Raw genomic sequence first — 21,065 nt, forward strand, 5'->3', positions numbered from 1 at the left:
GCTGATTCGCCTATATCCGGCAAGTGCCCAAACCCTTGGGCAAGTGCGATGGCGCAGCCCGCCTCGCACCGCTGTTCATCCTGAAAGGAAAGACCATGTTTGCCTCGCTCCACACCGCAACACTCGCCACCCGGCGCGTGCAGTCGGCTGGACGCGCTCCGCGCCTTCTTGCGCTCGTGCAGGCGGCCCTCGCCGCCCACCGCCAGCGCCAGTTTCTTGCCCGCCTCGACGACCGCACGCTGGCCGACATCGGCCTCACCCGCGATCAGGCCCTGACCGAGGCCGAACGCCCGATGTGGGACATTCCCGCCAACTGGAACGGCCGCATCCTCGCCTGATCGGCCCAAGGACCCGGCACCCGATGCCGGACTGCGACGAAAAAGCCGCTTTTTCGGCACAGGTTTGGCCCGGAAATCCTTGAATTCAGCCGCAGCCTTCCCGATATTGACCCCATAAATCCTGCGCGGACGAACCGCGCAGGGCACGGGGTAACTATCGGAGGCTTTCACATGGCTGACTATACAACGATCCGTACAGCCGGCGCAGGTGTCCGCGCCGCTCAGATCGACGAGGGCCTGCGCGCCCATATGAACAAGGTTTACGGGCTGATGTCCGTCGCCATGGTGCTCACCGGCGGCGTCGCCTGGGCTGTTGGCACCAATGACGCGATGATCGCGGCCATCTTTGGCACGCCCGTGAAGTGGCTGGTGATGTTTGCCCCGCTGATCATGGTCTTCGCCTTCAGCGCCATGATCAACCGCCTCTCGGCCGCGGCAGCGCAGCTGTTCTTCTACACCTTCGCCGCGCTGATGGGTCTGTCGATCAGCTTCATCTTCGCCGTCTACACCGGCGTGTCGATCGCACAAACCTTCTTCGCCACGGCGATCGCCTTCGCCAGCCTCTCGCTGTACGGCTACACCACCAAGCGTGACCTGTCGGGCATGGGCACCTTCCTGATGATGGGTCTGATCGGCCTGATCGTCGCCTCGATCGTGAACATCTTCATGGCCTCCTCGGCCCTGCAGTTCGCGATCTCGGTGATCGGTATCCTGATCTTCGCAGGCCTCACCGCCTATGACACGCAAAGCATCAAGAACGAATATGTGCAGCACGCCGCTGCGATGGATCAGGAATGGCTGGGCAAGTCGGCCATCATGGGGGCCCTGCGCCTCTACCTCGACTTCATCAACATGTTCATGTTCCTGCTGCAATTCATGGGCAACCGCGAATAAGCGCAAAGCGCACAGACGTGACCGACTGGGCCGCCTCCGGGCGGCCCTTTTCATGCGCGCGCCCCTTTTCTGGCACGCGCCCCCGCCCTGCCAGCGCCGCTTTTGCCCCAAAGGCCGGGCCGGCGCCCCGCTCTACCGAGGCGGCACCGACCGGGCAAAGCCATCCACGAAACGCGCCACTTCCGCCGGGGATTGCAGCCGCACCCGGGCCTTGCCGTCCGGCACCCGGTCCCACAGCCGCTGCAACCCTGCACGGGCGCTGTGCCGCGTGCGCCAGATGAAGCGCCAGAACGGCAGCGTCTCGCGGTGAAAGCCCTCAGGGCAGTCTGGTGGCAAGTCGGGCCGGTTGCGGCCATGCCAGCGCAGACTGCGCCCGAGCACGCGCATCAGGCGCCGCCCCACCGGCACATCCAGCCAGATCAACATCTGCGCACGGTCAAGACGGGTGTTCCACGTGGCGGAATGCCCGCCCTCGAAGATCCAGGCCTCTCCCGCCTCCACCACATGGCACAGCCGCGTCTTCTCGTCGCGCGGCCGCTCCACCCAGCCGGGCATCCAGTGAATATGGTCGATATGCACCACCGGCAAACCCGTGCGCGCCCCCAACATGCGGGCCAGCGTCGACTTGCCCGATCCCGGTTGCCCGACAATCATGATCCGCTGCACCGCCACGGGATCTTCCCTTTCCTTGCCCCGCGCGGCTCCGGTCCCCGATCTGTCGCGCGTCCGAAATGCAAAAGGCCGCCCAAAGGCGGCCTTCAGACAAAAGACAGCAGGATCTTACTTGATCTTGCCTTCCTTGTATTCCACATGCTCCCGCTTCACGGGATCGTATTTGCGGACCGTCATCTTCTCGGTCATGGTCCGGGCATTCTTCTTGGTCACATAGAAGTGCCCGGTGCCAGCCGTCGAGTTCAGACGGATCTTGATCGTCGCCGGTTTGGCCATAGTCGTCTCTCCTGCATCGGGGAAACACCGTTGCCCCGCGAAATCCTTGAAGCCCGCCTTTTACCCGTGCCCCAGTCAGAGTCAACACGCAAACAGACCCAAAGCGCGAATTCTGCGCGCAAAACGCACAAGCCCCGGACTTGCCCCCGGCAACCCTGCCCCACCCGGTGAAAAAGAGCCTCCGGCGGGGATATTTAAGAACAGATGACACTCATCAAGAACACGCACCAGGGCTGTCATCTGTTCTTAAATATCCTGGGGGTGAGGCGAAGCCGAGGGGGCAAAGCCCCCTGACACCGGTTGGGATAATGCGCGCGGACGGCCTGTAAGCCGGATTCTGTCCAAGGCCCCCCTCTTGCGACGGGCGCCTCTGGATGACCATTCCTCTGCCACATCTGTTGCCAGATGCAGTCAAGCTGCCAACCCGGGCCTCTGGGCTGAAGCGTCCCTGTGGAGGTCTCTGCTGTCGCCTTCCGCTTGCGCGTCAGACAGGCGCAGACCTTTCCACACGAGGCCCCTATTCGGCATTGCTCCGGGTGGGGCTTGCCGTGCCGGTCCTGTTGCCAGTCCCGCGGTGGGCTTTTACCCCACCGTTTCACCTGTTCCCTGCCACGCCAAAGGCGAACCTTCGCGAACAGCAGGGAAGTCTGTTCTCTGTGGCGCTTTCCCTGGGGTTGCCCCCGCCGGGCGTTACCCGGCACCCTTGCTTCATGGAGTCCGGACTTTCCTCGAAGGGTCGCCCCCCCGCGATCATCCAGCCATCCGCGCGATGCGGGGCTTACGCTGGCGCGGGCGGGGCGTCAACGCCAAAGCGCAGGGCAAGGTTGGCCGCCATCGCCGCATCCAGCGGCGTCACCGGTCCCACCGCTCCGGGCCGAAAGCGCAGGCGGAAGGCCTGTAGCAGCGTCTCGAGCGGCAGCGGCGGATAGCCGAAGCGGCAGGCCGCAGCCGCGAAATCGCCCGGGTCCGCGCCTTCCCCGGCCTCGGGCCAGACCGACAGCCCGCCCCGCGCCAACCTGCGCCAGTCAAAGCGCGGGCCCGGATCGGATTTGCGCGTGGGCGCCATGTCGGAATGCCCGATCACCCGCTGCGCCGGAATGGCCCAGCGCGCCATGATCTCGGCCAGCAGCCGCTCCAGCGCATCCATCTGCGGCGCGGCGAAAGGCTCCGCGCCACGATTGTCCAGCTCGATCCCGATGGAATGGCTGTTCACATCCTCCAGCCCGGCCCAAGCGCCCGCGCCAGCGTGCCACGCGCGGTCAGCCTCGTCCACCAGCGCCTCCACCGCGCCTTGGCGCGCGATCAGCCAATGCGCCGAGACCTCGGCCGCCGGGTCACACAAACGCGCCCGCGCCGCCGCGCAGCTTTCCATCGCGGTGTAATGGATCACGATCAGCGACGGCCGCACCCCGCCCCGCCGCGGGCCGAAGTTCGGCGACGGCAGGGCCGCCATCCTCAGCGCAGGCGGTAGGGCGCCGGGTCCCAAGCGCAGGCATAGCCGTCCCCATCCGGGTCAAGGCCCAGCCGGTCGCGCTCGGGCCCGCCACGCTCCAGAAACGCCTCTTGCGCCAGATCCGGCGAGGCATAGGCCGCGCATTTCGCCGCCGTGTTGCCAACGCCAAAGCTGGAGCGCCGATAAAGCTGGGTGCCGCGAGGATGGTTGGTCGCCAGTGCATAATCCACGATGTTCGGCCCCAAGGCCCCCGGACGCACCGGCAAGGCGCCCGGCTGGATCACCTGATATTGTGCCCGGTTGCGGTCGATCCGCGCGCGGTCGCTTTCAATCGTCTCGCGGCTGGACACCGCCTCGAAATCATTCTCGTCCGAGATCGCCACACTGCCGCCGCCGCCCAGCGCCGCAATCCGCGCCGCCTCGCCGGTTTCCTCGCGGATGCCCGCCGGTGCATTGCCGCGCGGCCGGTCACCACTCACGATGCCCCCCGGCGATGCGCCGATCACCGCACCCTGCGCAGGGCCAGATGCGGCACCAGCGGGCGAGGCTGGCGCAATCCCACCGCGCCCGTCGGCCCGGTCAATCGCCGCGCCGATCTGGTCGGGCGAAAAGCCCGGAGTCACGATCGGCTGCGCACGGCCCGCCGCCGCATCGCGTTCGCGCATATAGGAATTGTAATCCTGAAACCCGACACCCGACCCGCTGTCCGGCACGGTCGGCGCGCAGGCCACAAGAGCCAAGGGCAAAAGCATCATCAGGGAAAGACGCATGATCTGACAGACCCATTCAAGAATTCAGCGGCAGGAACTACCACCATTTCGCAGGCTTGGCCACAAAACCCGCCGCGCGCTCCAGCACATAGGCGTGATTGAGCAAATCCGCCTCTTCCCACGGCCGCCCGATCAGTTGCAGGCCCAAGGGCAGCCCCTTGGAATCCAGCCCCACCGGCACCGCCACCCCCGGCAGACCCGCAAGGTTCAGCGTCACCGTGAACACATCGTTGAGATACATCTCCACCGGGTCCGCCCCGCCCTGCTCGCCCAAGCCAAAGGCCGAAGACGGTGTGGTGGGCGCCAGAATCGCATCGATTCCGGCCGCAAAGGCCTGCTCGAAGTCGCGCTTGATCAGCGCCCGCACCTTGCGCGCACGGTTGTAATAGGCGTCGTAGAACCCTGCCGACAGCACATAGGTGCCCGCCATCACACGCCGCTGCACCTCGGGGCCAAAGCCTTCGGCGCGGGTCTTTTCATACATCTCGGTGATGCCATCGCCCTGCGCCAGCTTGGCGCGGTGGCCATAGCGCACCCCGTCATAGCGGGCGAGGTTGGAAGACGCCTCGGCCGGGGCGATGATGTAATAGGTGGGCAGCGCGTATTTCGCATGCGGCAGGCTGATATCGACGATCTCGGCCCCGGCATCGCGCAGCATGTCCATGCCGCGGTCCCACAGCGCCGCAATCTCGGCGGGCATCCCGTCCAGCCGGTATTCGCGCGGGATTCCGATCTTCTTGCCGCGAATGTCGGCGGTCAGCGCGGCTTCGAAATCCGGCACGGCCAGATCTGCGCTGGTCGAATCCTTCGCATCATGCCCAGCCATCGCCCCCAGCATGATCGCCGCATCGCGCACCGATTTGGTCATCGGCCCCGCCTGATCCAAGCTCGACGCATAGGCCACCACGCCCCAACGGCTCACGCGCCCATAGGTCGGCTTGATGCCCGTGATCCCGCAAAACGCCGCAGGCTGGCGGATGGACCCGCCCGTGTCGGTCCCCGTCGCGGCAAGGCACAGATCCGCAGCCACCGCCGCGGCCGAGCCACCCGACGATCCACCGGGAGTCAGCCGACGGTCATCCACCTTCCACGGGTTCACCGCAGGCCCATAGCACGAGGATTCGTTCGACGACCCCATGGCGAATTCGTCCATGTTCAGCTTGCCAAGGCACACTGCCCCCGCCTCCCACAGCTTGGCCGTCACCGTCGATTCATATTCCGGCTTGAAGCCGCGCAGGATGTTCGACCCGGCCTGTGTCGGCACACCCTTCACCGCAAACAGATCCTTCACCCCCACCGGAATGCCGCACATCGCTGGGGCATCGCCCGCCGCGATCCGCGCATCCGCCGCCCGCGCCTGCTCCAGCGCCAGCTCCGGGGTCTTGTGCACAAAGGCGTTCAGCCCGTCGCCCGCATCCATCGCCGTCAGGCAGGCCATCGTCAGATCGACAGCCGTCACCTCACCCTTGCGCAGCGCATCCCGCGCCGCCGCGATGGTCCATCCGTTGGCACCCGTCATATCCACGCTCATTCCACCACCTTCGGCACTGCAAAGAAGCCTTCGCGCGCATCGGGCGCGTTCTTCAGCACGGCGGCCTGCTGGCCGCCATCCGTCACCACATCCACCCGACGCTTCAGACGCATCGGCGTCACCGATGTCATCGGCTCCACACCCTCCACATCGACATCCTTCAACTGCTCCATGAAGCCAAGGATCGAAGACAGCTTCTCGGCCAGCGCCGGCAGATCGCCGTCTTCCACCCGGATTCGGGAAAGTTTCGCCACCTTGCGCGCGGTGTCGATGTCGATGGACATGGGTTGGCCCCCTTTTTCCTGCGATGATCCGCTTCGTTTAGCCCCCCGGTCCAAGGCCTGCAAGCCCGCGCAATCCGTTCGCGCCTTGTCAAAGCCGCGCCGCGCGCTCAATTCCACCTCACAACAGCTTCAAGGACCTTTCCCCATGCAGATCATCTGGCTTGGCCACTCTGGCTTTCGGATCGAAATCGAAAACGCCGTCCTGCTCATCGACCCGTGGCTCGAGGGAAACCCGATGTTCCCCGCCGATCAGCGCGCCGCCGCCACGCAAGGCGCCACCCATATCTTCCTGACCCATGCGCATGGCGACCACGCCTCCAGCGCGCTTGCCATCGCCAAGGACACCGGCGCCACGCTCTGCGCCATCCATGAACTCGCCGAATATCTCAAGCGGCAGGGCGCCGAAAACGTCATCGGCTTTGGCAAGGGCGGCACGCTCGAGGCGCATGGCGCCAAGGTGACGATGGTCAACGCCAGCCACTCCTCCAGCATCGATTTCGCAGGCGGCGATGCCATCCATGGCGGATCGGAAGCCGGTTTCATGATCGCGGGCGAAGGTCAGGTCATTTATGTCTCGGGCGATACGGACATCATGGCCGATATGGATTGGATGGCGGATTACCACAAACCCAACATCGGCATCCTGTCCTGCGGCGGGCATTACACCATGGATATGGCGCGTGCGGCCTATGCCGCGCGCCGCTATTTCAATTTCAAGACCGTGATCCCCTGCCATTACAAAACCTTCGGCGCTTTGGCGCAGGATGCCTCCGAGCTCAAGGCGGGCCTGCCCCCCGGCGTCACGATGATCGAGCCGCAGGTGATGGACCCGATCCGGCTCTAAGGCGCGCCGCGGCGCGGGGACAGCGCAGATCACCCGCGCCGCAGGGCAAAGAAATCCCGCAGCAGGCCCTCGGCCTCTGCGGCCCCGATCCCGTCATAAACCTCGGGCACATGGTGGCATTGCGGATGGGCGAACACCCGCGCCCCGACCGCGACGCCGCCAGATTTGGGGTCCGCCGCCCCATAGTAAAGCCGCGCCACCCGCGCCGCCGCAATGGTCGCCGCACACATCGGACAGGGTTCCAGCGTCACATAAAGGGCATGCCCCACCAGCCGCTCTGACCCCGCCAGGCGGCAGGCCTCGCGAATCGCCAGCACTTCGGCATGGGCCGTGGGATCGTGCAGTTCGCGCGTCCGGTTGCCCGCGCGCGCCACCACCTGCCCCCCCGGCGCCACCACCACCGCCCCCACCGGAACCTCGCCGCGCGCCGCCGCCGCCCGCGCCTCTTCCAGCGCCAGATCCATGAAGGAGGTAAACCCGCGTTGCTCTTTCATCTGTTTCTAAATATCCTCGGGGGTCCGGGGGCAGACAGCCCCCGGGGCTGGCCACCCCGCGCCAAGGATGACAGTCATGGCCGAGAATGAAAAGCCACGCCGCCCGAAAGCGGCCCCGAAAACCGCCGCCCGCCCCGCAGCCGAAGGGGAGCGCATCGCCAAGGTGCTCTCCCGCGCGGGCATCTCTTCCCGGCGGGAAGCCGAGCGCCTGATCGAGGCGGGCGAGGTCACGGTGAATGGCAAGATCATCGCCTCCGCCGCCCTGAATGTCACCGCCGCCGACAAGATCACCGTCTCCGGTCAACCCGTGGGGGCGCCGGAACCACCCCGGCTGTGGCTCTACTACAAGCCCGAAGGCCTCGTCACCTCGGCCTCGGATGAAAAGGGCCGCGACACGGTCTTCGACCACCTTCCCGAAGACATGCCCCGCGTCATGTCTGTCGGGCGGCTCGACCTCAACTCCGAAGGCCTGCTGCTTCTCACCAATGACGGCGCGCTGAAACGCCAGCTGGAACTGCCTTCCACCGGATGGCTCCGCAAATACCGCGTGCGCGTCAAGGGCAACCCGACCGAGCCCGAGATCGAACCCCTGCGCAAAGGCATCACCATCGATGGCGAGCGGTTCCAGCCGATGGAGGTCAAGATCGACCGCCATCAAGGCGCCAATGCTTGGCTGACCATTGGCCTGCGCGAAGGCAAGAACCGCGAGATCCGCCGCGCCATGATGGCGATCGGGATGACGGTGAACCGGCTGATCCGCATCAGCTATGGCCCCTTCCGCCTCAACGAGATGGAACCGGGCGAGGTGCAAGAGATCAAGGCCCGCATCCTGCGCGATCAACTGGGCGCGCTGATTTCGGGCCAGATCGACGACGCCTCCGATCTTGGCGGCAAGCCCAAGGCGCGTGTGCGCACCACCAGCCGCACCGCGGGCGATGCCGACCGCCCGCCCCGCGACACGGCGGCGCGCAGCCCTCGCGCCCCGGCAGACACCTCCGCGCGCGCGCCCCGCGCCGGGGCCGCCGACAGCACCACCCGCGCGCCGCGCGGCGCCGCGGCAGAGGCCCCCGCCCGCACCGCCGCACAGGCCTCCGCCCGCGTGGCCAAGCCCGGCCGCGCCGCGGCCAGCCCGTCCGGCCGCGCCGCCTCGGAAAAAGCGCCCGGCGCGATCAGCAGCACGCGCGGGCGCAAAGCCTTGGGCCAGCTGGCCGACAGCTGGTCTGCCGCCACCCGCCCCGGCCCCAAGGCCGAGTCCAAGCCCAACCGCCGGGCATCCGCCCCGCGCGAAGAAGGCGAAACCGCGCCGCCCAAACCGCGCAGCCGGAAACCCTCGGGGGCCAAACCCAGCACCCGTAACGCCCCCCGCGACGGCAGCGCAAAGCCGCCGACGCGGCGAAAGTGAACAAAACGGGGGGGCCGATGGGCGACTTCTCCCGCTGCCTCTGGCAAGGCCTTGCCGCATCTCCTATACTGATAGGATAGGCCCGCCCGACGCCGTGCCACCGCCAGAATGAGGCTGATATGACCGGAAACGGGACGCAAACCCTGTCTTTCCTTCTGCTGATCTGCCTTGTGGCCTATGTCGCGTTCGGAGGAGGCGTGTGATGGCACAGCGGTTTGGTGGCAAATACAGCCCGGGAGCCCCGCCACAGGCAAAAAGCAGCCTGCCGCCCGCGCACCCCTTTGATGGCAAACAGCCTCTGAAGGGCGCAGGGCGCGCGCGCTTTCTGGGCGTCATGGGGCTGTTGTTCCTGCCCGCCGCCTTTACCGGCAGCCCGCGCGCGCTGATGTTCGGGCTGGTGGCCACGGGCCTTCTCTTGGCGGCCGCCTTCCTCACGCGCGAAGGCATCAAGGCCCATGCCGCCTATGACGAGCGCAAGGTGGCCCGCCGCCCGGCCTTCCCGCGCAAGATCTTTGGCGCGCTCTTCACCGGGGCCGCCTTGGTCGCGGGCGGGTTGATGAGCCATGACGCCCTGCTCTATCCGCTGCTCTTTGGGTTTGCTGGCGCGGCCTTGCATTTCAACACCTTCGGCGCCGATCCCCTGCGCGACAAGGGCGCCGAAGGCATCGACACCTTCCAGACCGACCGGGTCGCCCGCGCCGTGGATGAGGCGGAGGGCCATCTGTCCGCCATGCGCGATGCCATCCTGCGCGCGAATGACCGCCAGCTCGAATCCCGCGTCGACCGCTTTACCGCCGCGGCCCGCCGCCTTTTTCGCACGGTCGAGGATGACCCGCGCGATCTGACCGCCGCGCGCAAGTATCTGTCGGTTTATCTGCTGGGCGCGCGCGACGCGACGGTGAAATTTGTCGATCATTACGCCCGTGCGCGCGACGCACAGGCCCGCGCCGATTATCTGGCCCTGCTGGATGATCTGGAAACCACCTTCGCCGATCGCTCGCGCCGCCTGCTGGACGACAGCCGCAGCGATCTTGAGGTCGAGATTTCCGTGCTGCGCGACAGGCTGAAATCCGAAGCCTGATCCCCGTTTTCCCCGAGTGCCCGACAACAGTGAGAATGATCCCATGACCAAGACCACCCGCGAAGAGGCCGCCCGCACCTTGACCCAGATCGAAGAGGTCACGGCCGTCGTGTTGCCCGAGCCCGGCACCGAAATCGTGGCCCTTGACGCTGCTTCGGGCGACAAGCACGAGGCGATCCGCGCCCGCATGGCGGAGCTGGACATGTCGAACACCCAGTCGATCATTTCTTTCGGCTCCAAGGCACAGGCGGAACTGCAAGTCATCTCGCAAGAGATGCTGGCCGATGTGAAGAACAAGGATGCAGGCCCCGCCGGGGAGTCGCTGCGCCAGATCGTCACCACGATCCGGGGCTTCAGCTCGGAAGAGCTGGACATGCGGCGCGACCGCAGCTGGTGGGAAAAACTGACAGGCCGCGCTGCCCCCTTTGCCAAATTCGTCGCGCGCTACGAAACGGTGCAAGGCCAGATCGACAAGGTCACGGACGAGCTTTTGCGCCACGAACACACCTTGCTCAAGGATATCCGCGCGCTGGATATGCTCTATGAAAAAACGCTGAATTTCTACGACGAGCTGGCGCTTTACATCGCGGCGGGTCAGGCCAAGCTTGACGCGCTGGATGCCACCGACATTCCCGCCAAGATCGCCGAGGTGTCGGCGGCTTCCGAGGATGAACAGGTGAAGAAAGCGCAGGAATTGCGCGATCTGCGCGCCGCGCGCGATGATCTGGAGCGCAGGGTGCACGACCTGCGCCTGACGCGGCAGGTCACCATGCAATCGCTGCCGTCGATCCGTCTGGTGCAGGAAAACGACAAATCCCTTGTCACCAAGATCAACTCCACCCTGATGAACACCGTGCCGCTGTGGGAAACCCAGCTCGCGCAGGCCGTCACCATCCAACGCTCGCGCGAAGCAGCCGAGGCGGTGCGCGGCGCCAATGACCTGACCAATGACCTGCTGACCAAGAACGCCGAAAACCTGCGCGAAACCAACCGCGTGGTGCGCGAGGAAATGGAACGCGGCGTGTTCGACATCGCATCGGTCCGGCAGGCCAATGAACAGCTGATCGCCACCATCAACGACAGTCTGGCCATCGCCGACGAAGGCAAGGCCCGCCGCGCCGCCGCCGAGGCCGAGCTGCAAAAGATGGAGGCCGAGTTGCGCGACACCCTCGCCTCGGCCTCGGCCCGTCCCTCTCCGTCCCAGTCCCAAGGATAAAGCCCGCCCCATGCGCGTTTCCGCCGTTCTCCGTCTGTCTCTGTCGGCCCTGTGCGGTCTGGCACTTGCGGGCTGCGTGGCCAGCCCGCAGGCTCCGCGCACCGCCCCCAAGGCCCCGGCGCGCCCCGCTCCGGCAGCCGTGCAGGTGCCGCAGACCCCGCCTTCCGCCGCAAGCGAGGCGGTGCGGCAGCATTTCGCGCGCGTGCAGGCCGACCTGCTCTCGAACGGCCTGCTCCGCACCGATGGCGGCGGGCGCGACACGCCCTTCACCGACCGGATGCTGGCCGAAAACTTTATCCGCATCGCGCTGTATGACGAATATGTGCGCGGGGCCGGTGGCCCGATCCAGCGCCAGACCGCCAGCCGCCTGCGCCGCTGGGAATCGCCCGTGCGGGTCGGCCTGCGCTTTGGGGCCTCGGTCAGCCCACAGGCGCGCGCCACCGATACCGCCCGGGTGCGCTCTTATCTGGCCCGGCTCAGCCGCCTCACCAGCCACCCCATCTCGCTCAGCGATGCGCAGCCCAACTTCATGATCTACATCGTGAACGAAGATGAACGCCGCGCCCTCGGCCCCACCGTCAATGCCGAACTGCCGGGGCTCAGCGCGGGGGAACTGGCAGGCATCACCAACATGCCTTTGTCCACCTATTGCCTTGTCTATGCGATGTCCGAAGGCAACACCGGGCGCTACAGCCGCGCCTTTGCCGTGATCCGCTCGGAACACCCCGATCTGCTGCGCCTGTCCTGCATGCACGAGGAAATCGCCCAAGGCCTTGGCCTCGCCAATGACAGCCCGCGCGCCCGCCCCTCGATCTTCAACGATGACGAGGAATTCGCCCTGCTCACCCGTCAGGACGAACTGATGCTGCGCATGCTCTACAACCCCGCCCTGCGCACCGGCATGACCGAATCCGAGGCGCGGCCCATCATCGAATCCCTTGCACGCGCCCTGCTGGGCGGCGAAAGTTGAACAGCCTTCGCGGGTGTTTTCGCGGGCTTTAAGGAGTTTTGGCCATGGTTTTTGATTTCCTCAAAGGCGAGTTCATCGATGTCATCTCCTTTCTGGATGACACCCGCGACACGATGGTGTGGCGCTTTGAACGCCGGGGGCAGGCGATCAAATACGGCGCCAAGCTGACGGTGCGCGAAGGGCAAGCGGCGGTGTTCGTGCATGAAGGCCAGATCGCCGATGTGTTTGGCCCCGGGCTTTACATGCTCGAAACCAACAACATGCCGATCATGACCACCTTGCAGCACTGGGATCACGGTTTCTCCAGCCCCTTCAAATCCGAGGTCTATTTCATCAACACCACCCGTTTCAACGATCAGAAATGGGGCACCAAGAACCCGATCATGACCCGCGACCCGGAGTTTGGCCCGGTCCGCCTGCGCGCGTTCGGCACCTACTCCCTGCGCGTCAGCGATCCGGCCTTGTTCCTGCGTGAAATCGTCGGCACCGATGGCGAATTCACCGCCGATGAAATCTCGAACCAGATCCGCAACGTGATCGTGCAGGAATTCAGCCAGACCATCGCCAAATCGGGCATCCCCGTGCTCGACATGGCCGCCAACACCCGCGATCTGGGCCAGATCGTCACCACCGCGATCAACCCAACCGTCGCCGAATACGGGCTGACGCTGCCAGAATTCTACATCGAGAACATCAGCCTGCCCGAAGAGGTGGAAAAAGTGCTCGACAAGCGGACGTCGGTGGGCATCGCGGGGGATCTGAACAAATACATGCAGTTCAACGCCGCCGAAGGCATCGCCAACCCCGCCTCGGGCGCGGGGGCCATGATGGGGGCCGGCATGGCCGCCGGGATGGGGGCCGCGATGGCGCAGACCGTCGGGCCATGGGGCGCCCCCGCCGCCCCCGCGCAAGGCGTGTCCCCGCCGCCGCCGCCACCACCGCCCGCCGCCCCCCTGTGGCACCTCGCCGAAAACGGCGCGACCAAAGGCCCCTTCGACGAAGCCACGCTGGCCGGCATGGCAAGCGCAGGACAGCTTTCACGCGCCAGCATGGTCTGGACCGCCGGGCAAGACGGCTGGAAGCCCGCCGGTGAGACCGCTCTGGCCCGCCTGTTCGATCAGGTGCCACCGCCGCCGCCGCCCGGCGCGTGACAGGCCCCGACCATGGCTGAAACCGAACACCGCTGGCCTTGCGAGCGTTGCGGCGCTGACCTGCGCTTTGCCCCCGGCGCCACCGCGCTCAAATGCGATCACTGCGGCCATATACAGGCCTTGCCCGACGCGCCCCCGGCGCGGCAAACCGCGCTGGAAGAGCTCGATCTGAACCGCGCGCTGCACAACGACCTGCCGCCCGCGCGGATGGAAGAGGTGCGCATCACCCCTTGCCCTTCTTGCGGCGCGCAGGTCGAATTTCAAGGCGCCGAGCACGCCACCCAATGCCCTTTCTGCGCCAGCCCCGTGGCCATCGGCACCGGCACCCAACGCCTGATCAAACCGCAAGCGGTGCTGCCCTTCGCCTTGACCGAACGCCAAGGACGCGAGGCGATGACCGCTTGGCTCGGCAGCCTCTGGTTCGCGCCGAATGGTCTTGTCGAATATGCCCGCAAAGGCCGCACGCTGGCGGGCCTCTATGTGCCTTACTGGACCTATGATGCCGCCACCCGCAGCCGCTATGCGGGCGCGCGCGGCGATTACTATTATGAAACCCGCACCGTCACCGTGCAAGTGAATGGCCGCAACGAACAGCGCCAGCAACAGGTGCGCAAGACCCGCTGGCGGGCCGCCTCGGGCTGGGTCTCGCGCCGGTTTGATGATGTGCTGGTGCTGGCCAGCACCTCGCTGCCGCGCCGCTATACCGACGGGCTTGCCCCTTGGGATCTGGGGGCGCTGCTGCCCTATTCTCCCGATTACCTCGCGGGTTTCACCGCTGAAGGCTATACCGTCAGCCTTGCCGATGGCCAGACGATCGCGCGTGAGGTGATGGCCGCGCAGATCGCGCAAGACATCCGCCGCGACATCGGCGGCGACGAGCAGCGCATCGATCAGGTCAACACCGCCTATAGTGCCGAAACCTTCAAGCACATCCTGCTGCCGATCTGGATGGCGGCCTATAAATACAACGGCAAGACCTACCGCTTTGTGGTGAACGGCCAGACCGGCAAGGTGCAGGGCGAACGGCCATGGTCGGCGTGGAAGATCGCCTTTGCGGTCCTCTTTGCCGCCATCGTGATCGGCGGGGTCGCGTATCTGGGCGGCATGTAAGCCCGGCCTGTCTTTCCCCAGCCGCCACAATCGTTTAGCATCCACAGCCAATATCAGGCACGGCAAAAGCAAGACGGGGCAGATCATGCAGGCAAAACGGCGCGCGTTCATCCTTGGTTTGGGAGCCTTGTCGCTCTCGGCCTGCGTTGGCGGCGGTGGCCGCAGCATGGGGGGCGTCGTCTCGCGCGCCGCAGAACCGGGGATGAGCCCGGTGCCCAATGCCGGCTTTGACGCTTGGGTTGCCAGCTACAAGACCCGCGCCGCCGGACGCGGCATCGCCGCCTCGACACTGGACAGCGCCTTCCGCTCGGCAGGCTTCCTGCCCGGCGTGGTGGAACGGGACCGCAACCAGACCGAATTCACCCGCACACTGGAAGATTACCTCGCCATCGCGGCCAGCCCCGACCGCATCACCAAAGGCCGCGCTTCACTCGCCCGCCACCGGACGACGCTGTCGGCCATCGAATCCCGCTACGGGGTCGAGGCCGAGGTGGTCACCGCCGTCTGGGGCTTGGAAAGCCAGTATGGCGAACGTCGCGGCACCGTGCCGGTGATTTCCGCCCTTGCCACGCTGGCCTATGACGGGCGCCGGGGCGCGTTTTTCGAACAGCAACTCACCGCCGCGCTGCGGATTCTGCAGAACGGCGACACCACCCCCGCCAACATGACCGGCAGCTGGGCGGGTGCCATGGGCCACACCCAGTTCATCCCCACCAGCTATCTGGAATATGCGGTGGACTTCACCGGGGATGGCCGCCGCGACATCTGGGCCGACGATCCGACCGATGCACTGGCCTCCGCCGCCGCCTACCTGTCGCGCGCGGGCTGGCGCAAGGGTCAGCCTTGGGGCGTCGAAGTGCGCTTGCCCGCAGGCTTCAACACCGCGCTGGCCGGACGCGGCAAGGGGCGGGCGCCCTCTGACTGGGCGGCCCTCGGTGTCACGACCGCCGACGGCGGCCGCCTGCCCAACCACGGCGCAGGCTCGATTCTCATTCCGCAAGGACCAAGCGGGCCAGCCTTCCTGATCTTCAACAATTTCAACGCCATCGCCCGTTACAACAACGCGGTGAACTATGTGATCGGCGTCGGCCACCTGTCAGACCGGCTGCGCGGCGCGGGCCCCTTGCGCGCCAGCTTCCCCCCGGATTCCGCCGGACTGACCATGCAGGACCGGCAAGAACTGCAACGCCGCCTCACCGCCGCAGGCTTTGACACCGAAGGCAGCGATGGCGTGATTGGGGCCAAGACCCGCGCCGCAATCGAAGGCTTCCAACGTGCCCGCGGGATGGCGGTGACCGGGGAACCCTCGGCCGCCCTTTTGCAAACCCTGCGCGGCTGACCCTGCGGACGGGGGGCTGTCTGCCCCCCGCACCCCCCGAGAGTATTTGGAAAAGGTGCAAAGCAGACAGAGCCCCCTGCTTTTGCATCTTTCCCAAATACTCCCCGCGCGGAGCGCATCCCCGAGGAGACGCGCGGCACGCGCGCGACGAGACAAAAAACAACGCGGCGCAGCCGCACCATAAGATCACCTTGGCAGATCACGCCGGGGCTTGCGTGTCGCTGGCCCGTTGACTCCCCGTGCCGCCCGCGCAATAGCGCAGTATAGTCCGACCGGAGGCCCCGATGCTTGATCTGTCCCGCGTTCTGCCGCATGCCCGCATCCCGGAACTGCCCCATCCCTATTTCGGCAAGGTGCGCGATTGCTATGACCTGCCGCCCAGCCCCGAGCACCCCGGCGGGCGGCGGATCCTGATTTCTTCCGACCGGATCAGCGCCTTTGACCGCATCCTTGCCGCCATCCCCTTCAAGGGGCAGGTTCTGACCCAGACCGCACGCCACTGGTTCGACCACACCGCCGACATCTGCCCCAATCATGTGCTGGGCTACCCCGACCCGAATGTGGTGATCGGCCAGCATGTGAGCATCCTTCCGGTCGAGATCGTGGTGCGCGGCTATCTGGCGGGCACCACCTCGACCTCGGTGCTCACGCTTTACCGCGCGGGTCAGCGCGAGATGTATGGCCACCGCCTGCCCGACGGTCTGCGCGACAATCAGGCCTTGCCACAGCCCCTCATCACCCCCACCTCCAAGGCCTTCGACGGCGGCCATGACGCGCCGCTCACGGCCGATGAGATTCTGGCTCAGGGCCTTTTGACGCCGGATCAATGGGAAGCGATCTCCGCCTATGCGCTCGCCCTGTTTGACCGCGGGCAAAAGATGGCCGCCGCGCGCGGGCTGATCCTTGCCGACACCAAATACGAATTCGGCCTCGACGCCGAAGGCCGCATCCTGATCGCCGATGAGATTCACACGCCCGATTCCAGCCGTTACTGGCGCGCCGAAGGCTATGCCGAGGCGTTCGAGACAGGCGCCCGCCCGCCCAGTTTCGACAAGGATGTGGTGCGCGCCTGGGTGGCCGCCCGCTGCAACCCCTATACGGACCCGATCCCTGAGATTCCGGCCGAAATCATCGCTCAGACCGCGCAGGTCTATGTCGAGGCCTATGAAATGATCACCGGGCAGCCCTTCCAGCCCGACAACGCGGGCCCTACCCCGCTGGACCGCGTTCGCGCCAACCTCTCGCCTTGGTTCACGACGCCATCCAAGGCTTGACAGTCGCCCACCACTCGCGTGCACTTTGACATCGACAGGATCCGGGGACCGCATATGCAAGAGCCCGACGATCATCTGGCACTCAAGATTTCGGGCGCGCTCGAAACCGATTTCCTGCGCGCGATCCTCAACGCTTCGCAGGATTGCGTCAAACTGCTGGAACCCGACGGCACCCTGACCTTCATGAACCGCAACGGCATGTCCCGGATGGAGGTGGACGACTTCGCCACCCTCTTCGGCTGTCCTTGGCCCGATCTCTGGCCCGAGGCCTTGCGCCCGCGTCTGGAAAGGGCGCTGGCGCAGGCCCGCTCGGGCGGGCGCGACAGTTTCGAGGCCGAATGCCCCACCGTGAAAGGCACCGCGAAATGGTGGCATGTGTCGGTGCTGCCGCTGCGCGCGGCGGGCGGCCCGGTGGAAAAGATCCTCGTCTCCTCGCGCGAGATCACCGAACGGGTGTTGCGGGAACGCGAACAGCGCGCCTATGCCACCGCGCTCGAGCAGGAATTGGCAGAAAAATCCGACCTGCTGGCGCAGCGCGATTTCCTGATGCGCGAAGTGGATCACCGGGTGAAAAACAGCCTTGCGCAGGTCGCCTCCATCCTGCGCCTGCAGGCCCGCCGCGCCAGCCCAAGCGTGCGCCCCGCGCTGGAGGAGGCCGCGCATCGGGTGGCGTCGATCGCCCGGGTGCATGAATTGCTGCAATCCAGCACGGATTTGCGCACCATCCCGGTGGTGCCGCTGGTGCAGCGGCTTTGCTCCGAATTCGCGCTCTCGCTCGACCGCCCGGTGCAGGTCGACACCGCCCAAGCGGGGCCTCTGGCGATGCAGTCGGACCGTGCCTCGGCGCTTGCCATCATTCTGGGTGAGCTGGTCGCCAATGCCGTCCGCCACGGTCTGGCGGGGGACGCGGTGCAGGTGCGCCTGCACCGCCGCGACGATGGCACCGCGCTGCTGACCGTCACCAACCCCGCCTCGGGCCCCAAGACAGCGCGCGGGGGCTTGGGCACGACGATCTGTGAAACCTACGCCAGCACACTCGACGGTCATCTCGACTGGGGCTTCGCGGCAGGACAGGTCATTGCGCGGCTGGATTTCCGCGCGGATCAGAACGAGTGTTTGCGCTAACAGCGGCAGACCGCATATACTGCGCCGCATCCATCCCCTGTTCCCGTGCCGGAGACCCCGATGATTCTCAGCTGTGGCGAAGCCCTGATCGACATGCTGCCCCGCACCGCCACCAGCGGCGAGGCCTGTTTTGCGCCCTATGCCGGCGGTGCCGTGTTCAACACCGCCATCGCTCTGGGCCGCCTTGGCACGCCCTCGGCCTTCTTCTCCGGCGTCTCGACCGACATGCTGGGCGAGATTCTGGCCGAAACCCTCACCGCCTCGCAGGTGGACATCCAGTTCCTCGCCCGATCGAACCGCCCCACCACGGTGGCTTTCGTGAAACTGGTGGAAGGGCAGGCCACCTATGCCTTTTATGACGAGGCGACAGCAGGCCGCATGCTCGCCCTTGATCAGCTCCCCACCCTGCCCGACAGCGTCAGCACCCTGTTCTTCGGCGGCATCTCTTTGGTGAACGACCCCGCCGCCAGCACCTATGAGGCCTTGCAGGCCCGGGAAAGCGCCTCCCGCGTCACCATGATCGACCCCAACATCCGCCCCGGCTTCATCGCCGGACAAGAAGACAGCTACCGCGCCCGGATCGAGCGGATGATCGCCCGCGCCGATATCGTCAAGCTCTCCGATGAAGACCTGCACTGGCTGATGGGCGCGGGCGATCTCACCGCGCTTGCGCGCCAGATCATCGCCAAAGGGCCGAAACTCGTCTTCATCACCGAAGGCGCCTCGGGCGCGCGGGCGGTCACCGCCACCAAAGACCGTTTCGTCGCAGCCACCCGCGTGACCGTCGCCGATACCGTCGGCGCGGGCGATACGTTCAACGCGGGCGCGCTGGCGGCGCTGCACAGCGCGGGCGCCCTGTCGAAAGCCGCTCTCGCCACCCTCTCCGATGCCACGCTTGACGCGGCCCTTTCCTTGGGAACCCGCGCCGCCGCCATCACCGTCAGCCGCGCCGGGGCCAACCCGCCATGGGCGCATGAGCTGTGAGAGCGGTCGTCCAACGCGTCAGCGCGGCTTCGGTGCGGGTGGACGGCGCGCTGATCGGTGAGATCGGGCCCGGCCTTCTCATCCTGATCTGCGCCATGCAAGGCGACACCCCGGCACAGGCCGAAGCCATGGCCAGCAAGATCGCCAAACTGCGCATCTTCAAGGATGACAGCGGCAAGATGAACCGCTCTTTGCTCGACACCGGCGGCGCCGCGCTGGTGGTGTCGCAATTCACCCTCGCCGCCGACCTGCGCGGCAACCGCCCCGGCTTTTCCACCGCCGCCGCGCCCGAACTCGGCAAAACGCTCTACGAGCACCTCACCCAGAGCCTGGGCAAACTTGGCATCTCCACCGCCACGGGCCAGTTCGGCGCAGATATGGCCGTCAGCCTCACCAATGACGGCCCGGTCACCCTCTGGATCGACCTCTGACACCACCTTGTTCTTGCAGCTTTCCCAAATACTCTGGGGGTCCGGGGGCAAAGCCCCCGGGGGTTGCCCCCCCCCGCACCGCGCCCCCCCGCACCAGCCCCCTCAGCGCACGAGAAGTTCCAGCGGGTCATACAGGCTTTCCGCCGTGCCCCAGGCCGCCTCGGGCAGGCTGTCGGGCTTGAAGCGGATCGCCGCCATCTCGGCGCGGCTGAAAAACCGCCGCTCGGTCACCACGCCTTCCGGGTCGCGCCAGCCCGTGCTGATCTCGCCCGCCACCACCGTGCAGCGGAAATACAGATCCACCTGATGAAAGCCCCGCTTCGGATCGTGGAACTCGTTCACAAGGCACGGCGCGCCGACCGCCACCGTCAGCCCGGTCTCTTCCCAGATCTCGCGGATCAGATTGTCATGCAGCGATTGCCCCACCACCGCGCCGCCGCCCGGGGCGCACCACAGATCCGACACCCCGCCGCGAAAGGCATTCACCAGCAAAAGCCGGTCATCCTGCAGGATCATCGCGCGGGTGGCCAGACGGGGAGAGCGGTTCGACATTCTCCCACCCTGTGACGTTGCGCGCCTTTTGTCCACTCCCCCTTGGCAACAGCGGCATGCGGTTGCATCTTGGGGCCATGTTGCGTGCCTTGGTTCTCTCTGCCCTCCTCGCCACCCCGGCCAGCGCCGATTGCGTCGTGCTCCTGCATGGATTGGCGCGCAGCGATGCCTCCCTCGTCCTGATGGCGCAAGCGCTCGAAGGCGCGGGCTTCCGCACTGTCAATCAATCCTATCCTTCCACCTCGGCCCCGATCCCCGATCTCGCCAGCTTCGTGGGCGACGGCATCGAGTCCTGTGCGCTGGCCGAAGGCGAAAAGCTGCATTTCGTCACCCATTCGATGGGCGGCATCCTCGTGCGTCACTACCTCGCCGAGACGCGCCCCAAGGCGCTTGGCCGCGTGGTCATGCTGGCCCCGCCCAACCAAGGCTCGGAACTGGTGGATGCCTTCGCCGATATCGCGCCCTTTGGCTGGATCAACGGCCCCGCAGGCGCGCAGCTGGGCACCGACCCGGACTCGGTGCCGCTCTCGCTGCCCAATCCCGATTACCCCTTGGGCATCATCGCGGGCACCCAATCGCTGAACCCGGTCTATTCCAGCCTGATCCCCGGCCCCGATGACGGCAAGGTCAGCGTGGCCTCCACCCGGGTCGAAGGCATGACCGCACATCTCACTGTCCCCGCCACCCACACTTTCCTGATGATGAATCCGGTGGTCCTGCGCGAAACCATCCTCTTCCTGCGCAGCGGCGCCTTTGATCCCGATCTGGGCTATACCACCGCCGTGGAAGACCTGCTCTCGCCGGACCAAGCCCCCTGAGTGCAGGTCTGGCTTGACTTCGGGCGCAGCAAGGGGTGTATCGGCGCGATGACGCC

23 protein-coding genes and 1 other RNA gene are annotated in these 21,065 nt (G+C 66.3%); 15 read left to right on the plus strand and 9 right to left on the minus strand.

The window, feature by feature from the left end:
• Nucleotides 1-95: 95 nt before the first annotated feature.
• Nucleotides 96-338, plus strand: a complete 243-nt coding sequence (locus CUR21_RS11620) for a DUF1127 domain-containing protein (protein ID WP_100197184.1) — start codon at nucleotides 96-98, stop codon at nucleotides 336-338.
• A 171-nt stretch (nucleotides 339-509) separates the two neighbouring features.
• Entirely contained in the window at nucleotides 510-1,232 is a 723-nt protein-coding gene (locus CUR21_RS11625; protein WP_100197185.1) for a Bax inhibitor-1/YccA family protein, read from the plus strand.
• 132 nt (nucleotides 1,233-1,364) lie between these two features.
• Here CUR21_RS11625 and CUR21_RS11630 read toward each other — a convergent pair whose 3' ends face one another.
• The 7 genes from CUR21_RS11630 to gatC form a co-directional block, all read right to left on the minus strand.
• Nucleotides 1,365-1,898 (minus strand): AAA family ATPase, encoded by a 534-nt coding sequence (locus tag CUR21_RS11630; RefSeq protein WP_100197522.1) that lies wholly within the window; start codon nucleotides 1,896-1,898, stop codon nucleotides 1,365-1,367.
• Nucleotides 1,899-2,012: 114 nt separating this feature from the next.
• Nucleotides 2,013-2,180: a 50S ribosomal protein L33 gene (rpmG, locus tag CUR21_RS11635; RefSeq protein WP_100197186.1), complete on the minus strand. Its 168-nt coding sequence runs from the start codon at nucleotides 2,178-2,180 to the stop codon at nucleotides 2,013-2,015.
• Between the two features lie 310 nt (nucleotides 2,181-2,490).
• Nucleotides 2,491-2,946: RNase P RNA component class A (gene rnpB / locus CUR21_RS11640), an RNA gene on the minus strand.
• Between the two features lie 12 nt (nucleotides 2,947-2,958).
• Complete coding sequence (locus CUR21_RS11645) at nucleotides 2,959-3,633, minus strand: N-acetylmuramoyl-L-alanine amidase (protein ID WP_100197187.1); 675 nt, start codon at nucleotides 3,631-3,633, stop codon at nucleotides 2,959-2,961.
• A gap of 2 nt (nucleotides 3,634-3,635) precedes the next feature.
• The gene (locus tag CUR21_RS11650; protein ID WP_100197188.1) at nucleotides 3,636-4,403 is read right to left on the minus strand and encodes a hypothetical protein; all 768 of its coding nucleotides are present in this window, start codon (nucleotides 4,401-4,403) and stop codon (nucleotides 3,636-3,638) included.
• Nucleotides 4,404-4,440: 37 nt separating this feature from the next.
• Nucleotides 4,441-5,922, minus strand: coding sequence for an Asp-tRNA(Asn)/Glu-tRNA(Gln) amidotransferase subunit GatA (gene gatA, locus CUR21_RS11655; RefSeq protein ID WP_100197189.1), 1,482 nt, complete (start codon nucleotides 5,920-5,922; stop codon nucleotides 4,441-4,443).
• 8 nt (nucleotides 5,923-5,930) lie between these two features.
• Nucleotides 5,931-6,218 (minus strand): Asp-tRNA(Asn)/Glu-tRNA(Gln) amidotransferase subunit GatC, encoded by a 288-nt coding sequence (gene gatC / locus CUR21_RS11660; RefSeq protein WP_100197190.1) that lies wholly within the window; start codon nucleotides 6,216-6,218, stop codon nucleotides 5,931-5,933.
• Between the two features lie 145 nt (nucleotides 6,219-6,363).
• On the opposite strand from gatC, the gene CUR21_RS11665 reads away from it, so the two are divergent.
• Nucleotides 6,364-7,062 (plus strand): metal-dependent hydrolase, encoded by a 699-nt coding sequence (locus CUR21_RS11665; protein WP_100197191.1) that lies wholly within the window; start codon nucleotides 6,364-6,366, stop codon nucleotides 7,060-7,062.
• 29 nt (nucleotides 7,063-7,091) lie between these two features.
• Here CUR21_RS11665 and CUR21_RS11670 read toward each other — a convergent pair whose 3' ends face one another.
• Entirely contained in the window at nucleotides 7,092-7,556 is a 465-nt protein-coding gene (locus CUR21_RS11670) for a nucleoside deaminase (RefSeq protein WP_232622764.1), read from the minus strand.
• Between the two features lie 76 nt (nucleotides 7,557-7,632).
• Between CUR21_RS11670 and CUR21_RS11675 the strand changes: the two genes are divergently transcribed.
• From CUR21_RS11675 to dtd, 11 genes are all read left to right on the plus strand, one after another.
• Nucleotides 7,633-8,958 (plus strand): pseudouridine synthase, encoded by a 1,326-nt coding sequence (locus tag CUR21_RS11675; protein WP_198431685.1) that lies wholly within the window; start codon nucleotides 7,633-7,635, stop codon nucleotides 8,956-8,958.
• 202 nt (nucleotides 8,959-9,160) lie between these two features.
• Nucleotides 9,161-10,039, plus strand: a complete 879-nt coding sequence (locus CUR21_RS11680) for a 5-bromo-4-chloroindolyl phosphate hydrolysis family protein (RefSeq protein WP_100197194.1) — start codon at nucleotides 9,161-9,163, stop codon at nucleotides 10,037-10,039.
• A gap of 43 nt (nucleotides 10,040-10,082) precedes the next feature.
• A complete protein-coding gene (locus tag CUR21_RS11685) occupies nucleotides 10,083-11,255 on the plus strand; it encodes a toxic anion resistance protein (RefSeq protein WP_100197195.1) in 1,173 nt (390 codons plus the stop codon).
• A gap of 10 nt (nucleotides 11,256-11,265) precedes the next feature.
• The gene (locus CUR21_RS11690; protein ID WP_100197196.1) at nucleotides 11,266-12,225 is read left to right on the plus strand and encodes a DUF2927 domain-containing protein; all 960 of its coding nucleotides are present in this window, start codon (nucleotides 11,266-11,268) and stop codon (nucleotides 12,223-12,225) included.
• Between the two features lie 44 nt (nucleotides 12,226-12,269).
• Nucleotides 12,270-13,376, plus strand: a complete 1,107-nt coding sequence (locus tag CUR21_RS11695) for an SPFH domain-containing protein (RefSeq protein WP_100197197.1) — start codon at nucleotides 12,270-12,272, stop codon at nucleotides 13,374-13,376.
• 12 nt (nucleotides 13,377-13,388) lie between these two features.
• On the plus strand, nucleotides 13,389-14,486 hold the full coding sequence (locus CUR21_RS11700) for a primosomal protein N' (replication factor Y) - superfamily II helicase (RefSeq protein ID WP_100197198.1): 1,098 nt from the start codon (nucleotides 13,389-13,391) through the stop codon (nucleotides 14,484-14,486).
• 85 nt (nucleotides 14,487-14,571) lie between these two features.
• On the plus strand, nucleotides 14,572-15,825 hold the full coding sequence (locus tag CUR21_RS11705; RefSeq protein ID WP_100197199.1) for a lytic murein transglycosylase: 1,254 nt from the start codon (nucleotides 14,572-14,574) through the stop codon (nucleotides 15,823-15,825).
• Nucleotides 15,826-16,109: 284 nt separating this feature from the next.
• Nucleotides 16,110-17,099, plus strand: a complete 990-nt coding sequence (locus CUR21_RS11710) for a phosphoribosylaminoimidazolesuccinocarboxamide synthase (protein ID WP_100197200.1) — start codon at nucleotides 16,110-16,112, stop codon at nucleotides 17,097-17,099.
• A 54-nt stretch (nucleotides 17,100-17,153) separates the two neighbouring features.
• On the plus strand, nucleotides 17,154-18,224 hold the full coding sequence (locus CUR21_RS11715; protein ID WP_100197201.1) for a sensor histidine kinase: 1,071 nt from the start codon (nucleotides 17,154-17,156) through the stop codon (nucleotides 18,222-18,224).
• 60 nt (nucleotides 18,225-18,284) lie between these two features.
• A complete protein-coding gene (locus CUR21_RS11720; RefSeq protein WP_100197202.1) occupies nucleotides 18,285-19,208 on the plus strand; it encodes a carbohydrate kinase in 924 nt (307 codons plus the stop codon).
• Nucleotides 19,205-19,639, plus strand: a complete 435-nt coding sequence (gene dtd, locus CUR21_RS11725; protein WP_100197203.1) for a D-aminoacyl-tRNA deacylase — start codon at nucleotides 19,205-19,207, stop codon at nucleotides 19,637-19,639. The genes CUR21_RS11720 and dtd overlap by 4 nt, the downstream gene beginning before the upstream one ends.
• 102 nt (nucleotides 19,640-19,741) lie before the next feature.
• Here the strand turns inward: dtd and CUR21_RS11730 are convergent, their stop codons facing one another.
• Nucleotides 19,742-20,191: an NUDIX domain-containing protein gene (locus CUR21_RS11730; RefSeq protein WP_100197204.1), complete on the minus strand. Its 450-nt coding sequence runs from the start codon at nucleotides 20,189-20,191 to the stop codon at nucleotides 19,742-19,744.
• 56 nt (nucleotides 20,192-20,247) lie between these two features.
• Between CUR21_RS11730 and CUR21_RS11735 the strand changes: the two genes are divergently transcribed.
• Complete coding sequence (locus tag CUR21_RS11735) at nucleotides 20,248-21,009, plus strand: triacylglycerol lipase (RefSeq protein ID WP_198431686.1); 762 nt, start codon at nucleotides 20,248-20,250, stop codon at nucleotides 21,007-21,009.
• Nucleotides 21,010-21,065 lie beyond the last annotated feature (56 nt).

Source organism: Pseudorhodobacter sp. MZDSW-24AT, from assembly GCF_002794355.1.
Taxonomy (GTDB): domain Bacteria; phylum Pseudomonadota; class Alphaproteobacteria; order Rhodobacterales; family Rhodobacteraceae; genus Pseudotabrizicola.

What these genes read in the sequence shown, in the direction of transcription:
- CUR21_RS11700 (WP_100197198.1), top strand. Translation starts at nt 13,389, where the DNA reads ATGGCTGAAACCGAACACCGCTGGCCTTGCGAGCGTTGCGGCGCTGAC.
- CUR21_RS11620 (WP_100197184.1), top strand. Translation starts at nt 96, where the DNA reads ATGTTTGCCTCGCTCCACACCGCAACACTCGCCACCCGGCGCGTGCAG.
- gatA (WP_100197189.1), bottom strand. Translation starts at nt 5,922, where the DNA reads ATGACGGGTGCCAACGGATGGACCATCGCGGCGGCGCGGGATGCGCTG.
- CUR21_RS11695 (WP_100197197.1), top strand. Translation starts at nt 12,270, where the DNA reads ATGGTTTTTGATTTCCTCAAAGGCGAGTTCATCGATGTCATCTCCTTT.
- CUR21_RS11670 (WP_232622764.1), bottom strand. Translation starts at nt 7,556, where the DNA reads ATGAAAGAGCAACGCGGGTTTACCTCCTTCATGGATCTGGCGCTGGAA.
- CUR21_RS11735 (WP_198431686.1), top strand. Translation starts at nt 20,248, where the DNA reads ATGCGGTTGCATCTTGGGGCCATGTTGCGTGCCTTGGTTCTCTCTGCC.
- CUR21_RS11665 (WP_100197191.1), top strand. Translation starts at nt 6,364, where the DNA reads ATGCAGATCATCTGGCTTGGCCACTCTGGCTTTCGGATCGAAATCGAA.
- CUR21_RS11730 (WP_100197204.1), bottom strand. Translation starts at nt 20,191, where the DNA reads ATGTCGAACCGCTCTCCCCGTCTGGCCACCCGCGCGATGATCCTGCAG.
- CUR21_RS11690 (WP_100197196.1), top strand. Translation starts at nt 11,266, where the DNA reads ATGCGCGTTTCCGCCGTTCTCCGTCTGTCTCTGTCGGCCCTGTGCGGT.
- CUR21_RS11680 (WP_100197194.1), top strand. Translation starts at nt 9,161, where the DNA reads ATGGCACAGCGGTTTGGTGGCAAATACAGCCCGGGAGCCCCGCCACAG.
- CUR21_RS11705 (WP_100197199.1), top strand. Translation starts at nt 14,572, where the DNA reads ATGCAGGCAAAACGGCGCGCGTTCATCCTTGGTTTGGGAGCCTTGTCG.
- CUR21_RS11720 (WP_100197202.1), top strand. Translation starts at nt 18,285, where the DNA reads ATGATTCTCAGCTGTGGCGAAGCCCTGATCGACATGCTGCCCCGCACC.
- CUR21_RS11625 (WP_100197185.1), top strand. Translation starts at nt 510, where the DNA reads ATGGCTGACTATACAACGATCCGTACAGCCGGCGCAGGTGTCCGCGCC.
- CUR21_RS11650 (WP_100197188.1), bottom strand. Translation starts at nt 4,403, where the DNA reads ATGCGTCTTTCCCTGATGATGCTTTTGCCCTTGGCTCTTGTGGCCTGC.
- CUR21_RS11645 (WP_100197187.1), bottom strand. Translation starts at nt 3,633, where the DNA reads ATGGCGGCCCTGCCGTCGCCGAACTTCGGCCCGCGGCGGGGCGGGGTG.
- CUR21_RS11710 (WP_100197200.1), top strand. Translation starts at nt 16,110, where the DNA reads ATGCTTGATCTGTCCCGCGTTCTGCCGCATGCCCGCATCCCGGAACTG.
- CUR21_RS11675 (WP_198431685.1), top strand. Translation starts at nt 7,633, where the DNA reads ATGGCCGAGAATGAAAAGCCACGCCGCCCGAAAGCGGCCCCGAAAACC.
- CUR21_RS11685 (WP_100197195.1), top strand. Translation starts at nt 10,083, where the DNA reads ATGACCAAGACCACCCGCGAAGAGGCCGCCCGCACCTTGACCCAGATC.
- rpmG (WP_100197186.1), bottom strand. Translation starts at nt 2,180, where the DNA reads ATGGCCAAACCGGCGACGATCAAGATCCGTCTGAACTCGACGGCTGGC.
- CUR21_RS11715 (WP_100197201.1), top strand. Translation starts at nt 17,154, where the DNA reads ATGCAAGAGCCCGACGATCATCTGGCACTCAAGATTTCGGGCGCGCTC.
- gatC (WP_100197190.1), bottom strand. Translation starts at nt 6,218, where the DNA reads ATGTCCATCGACATCGACACCGCGCGCAAGGTGGCGAAACTTTCCCGA.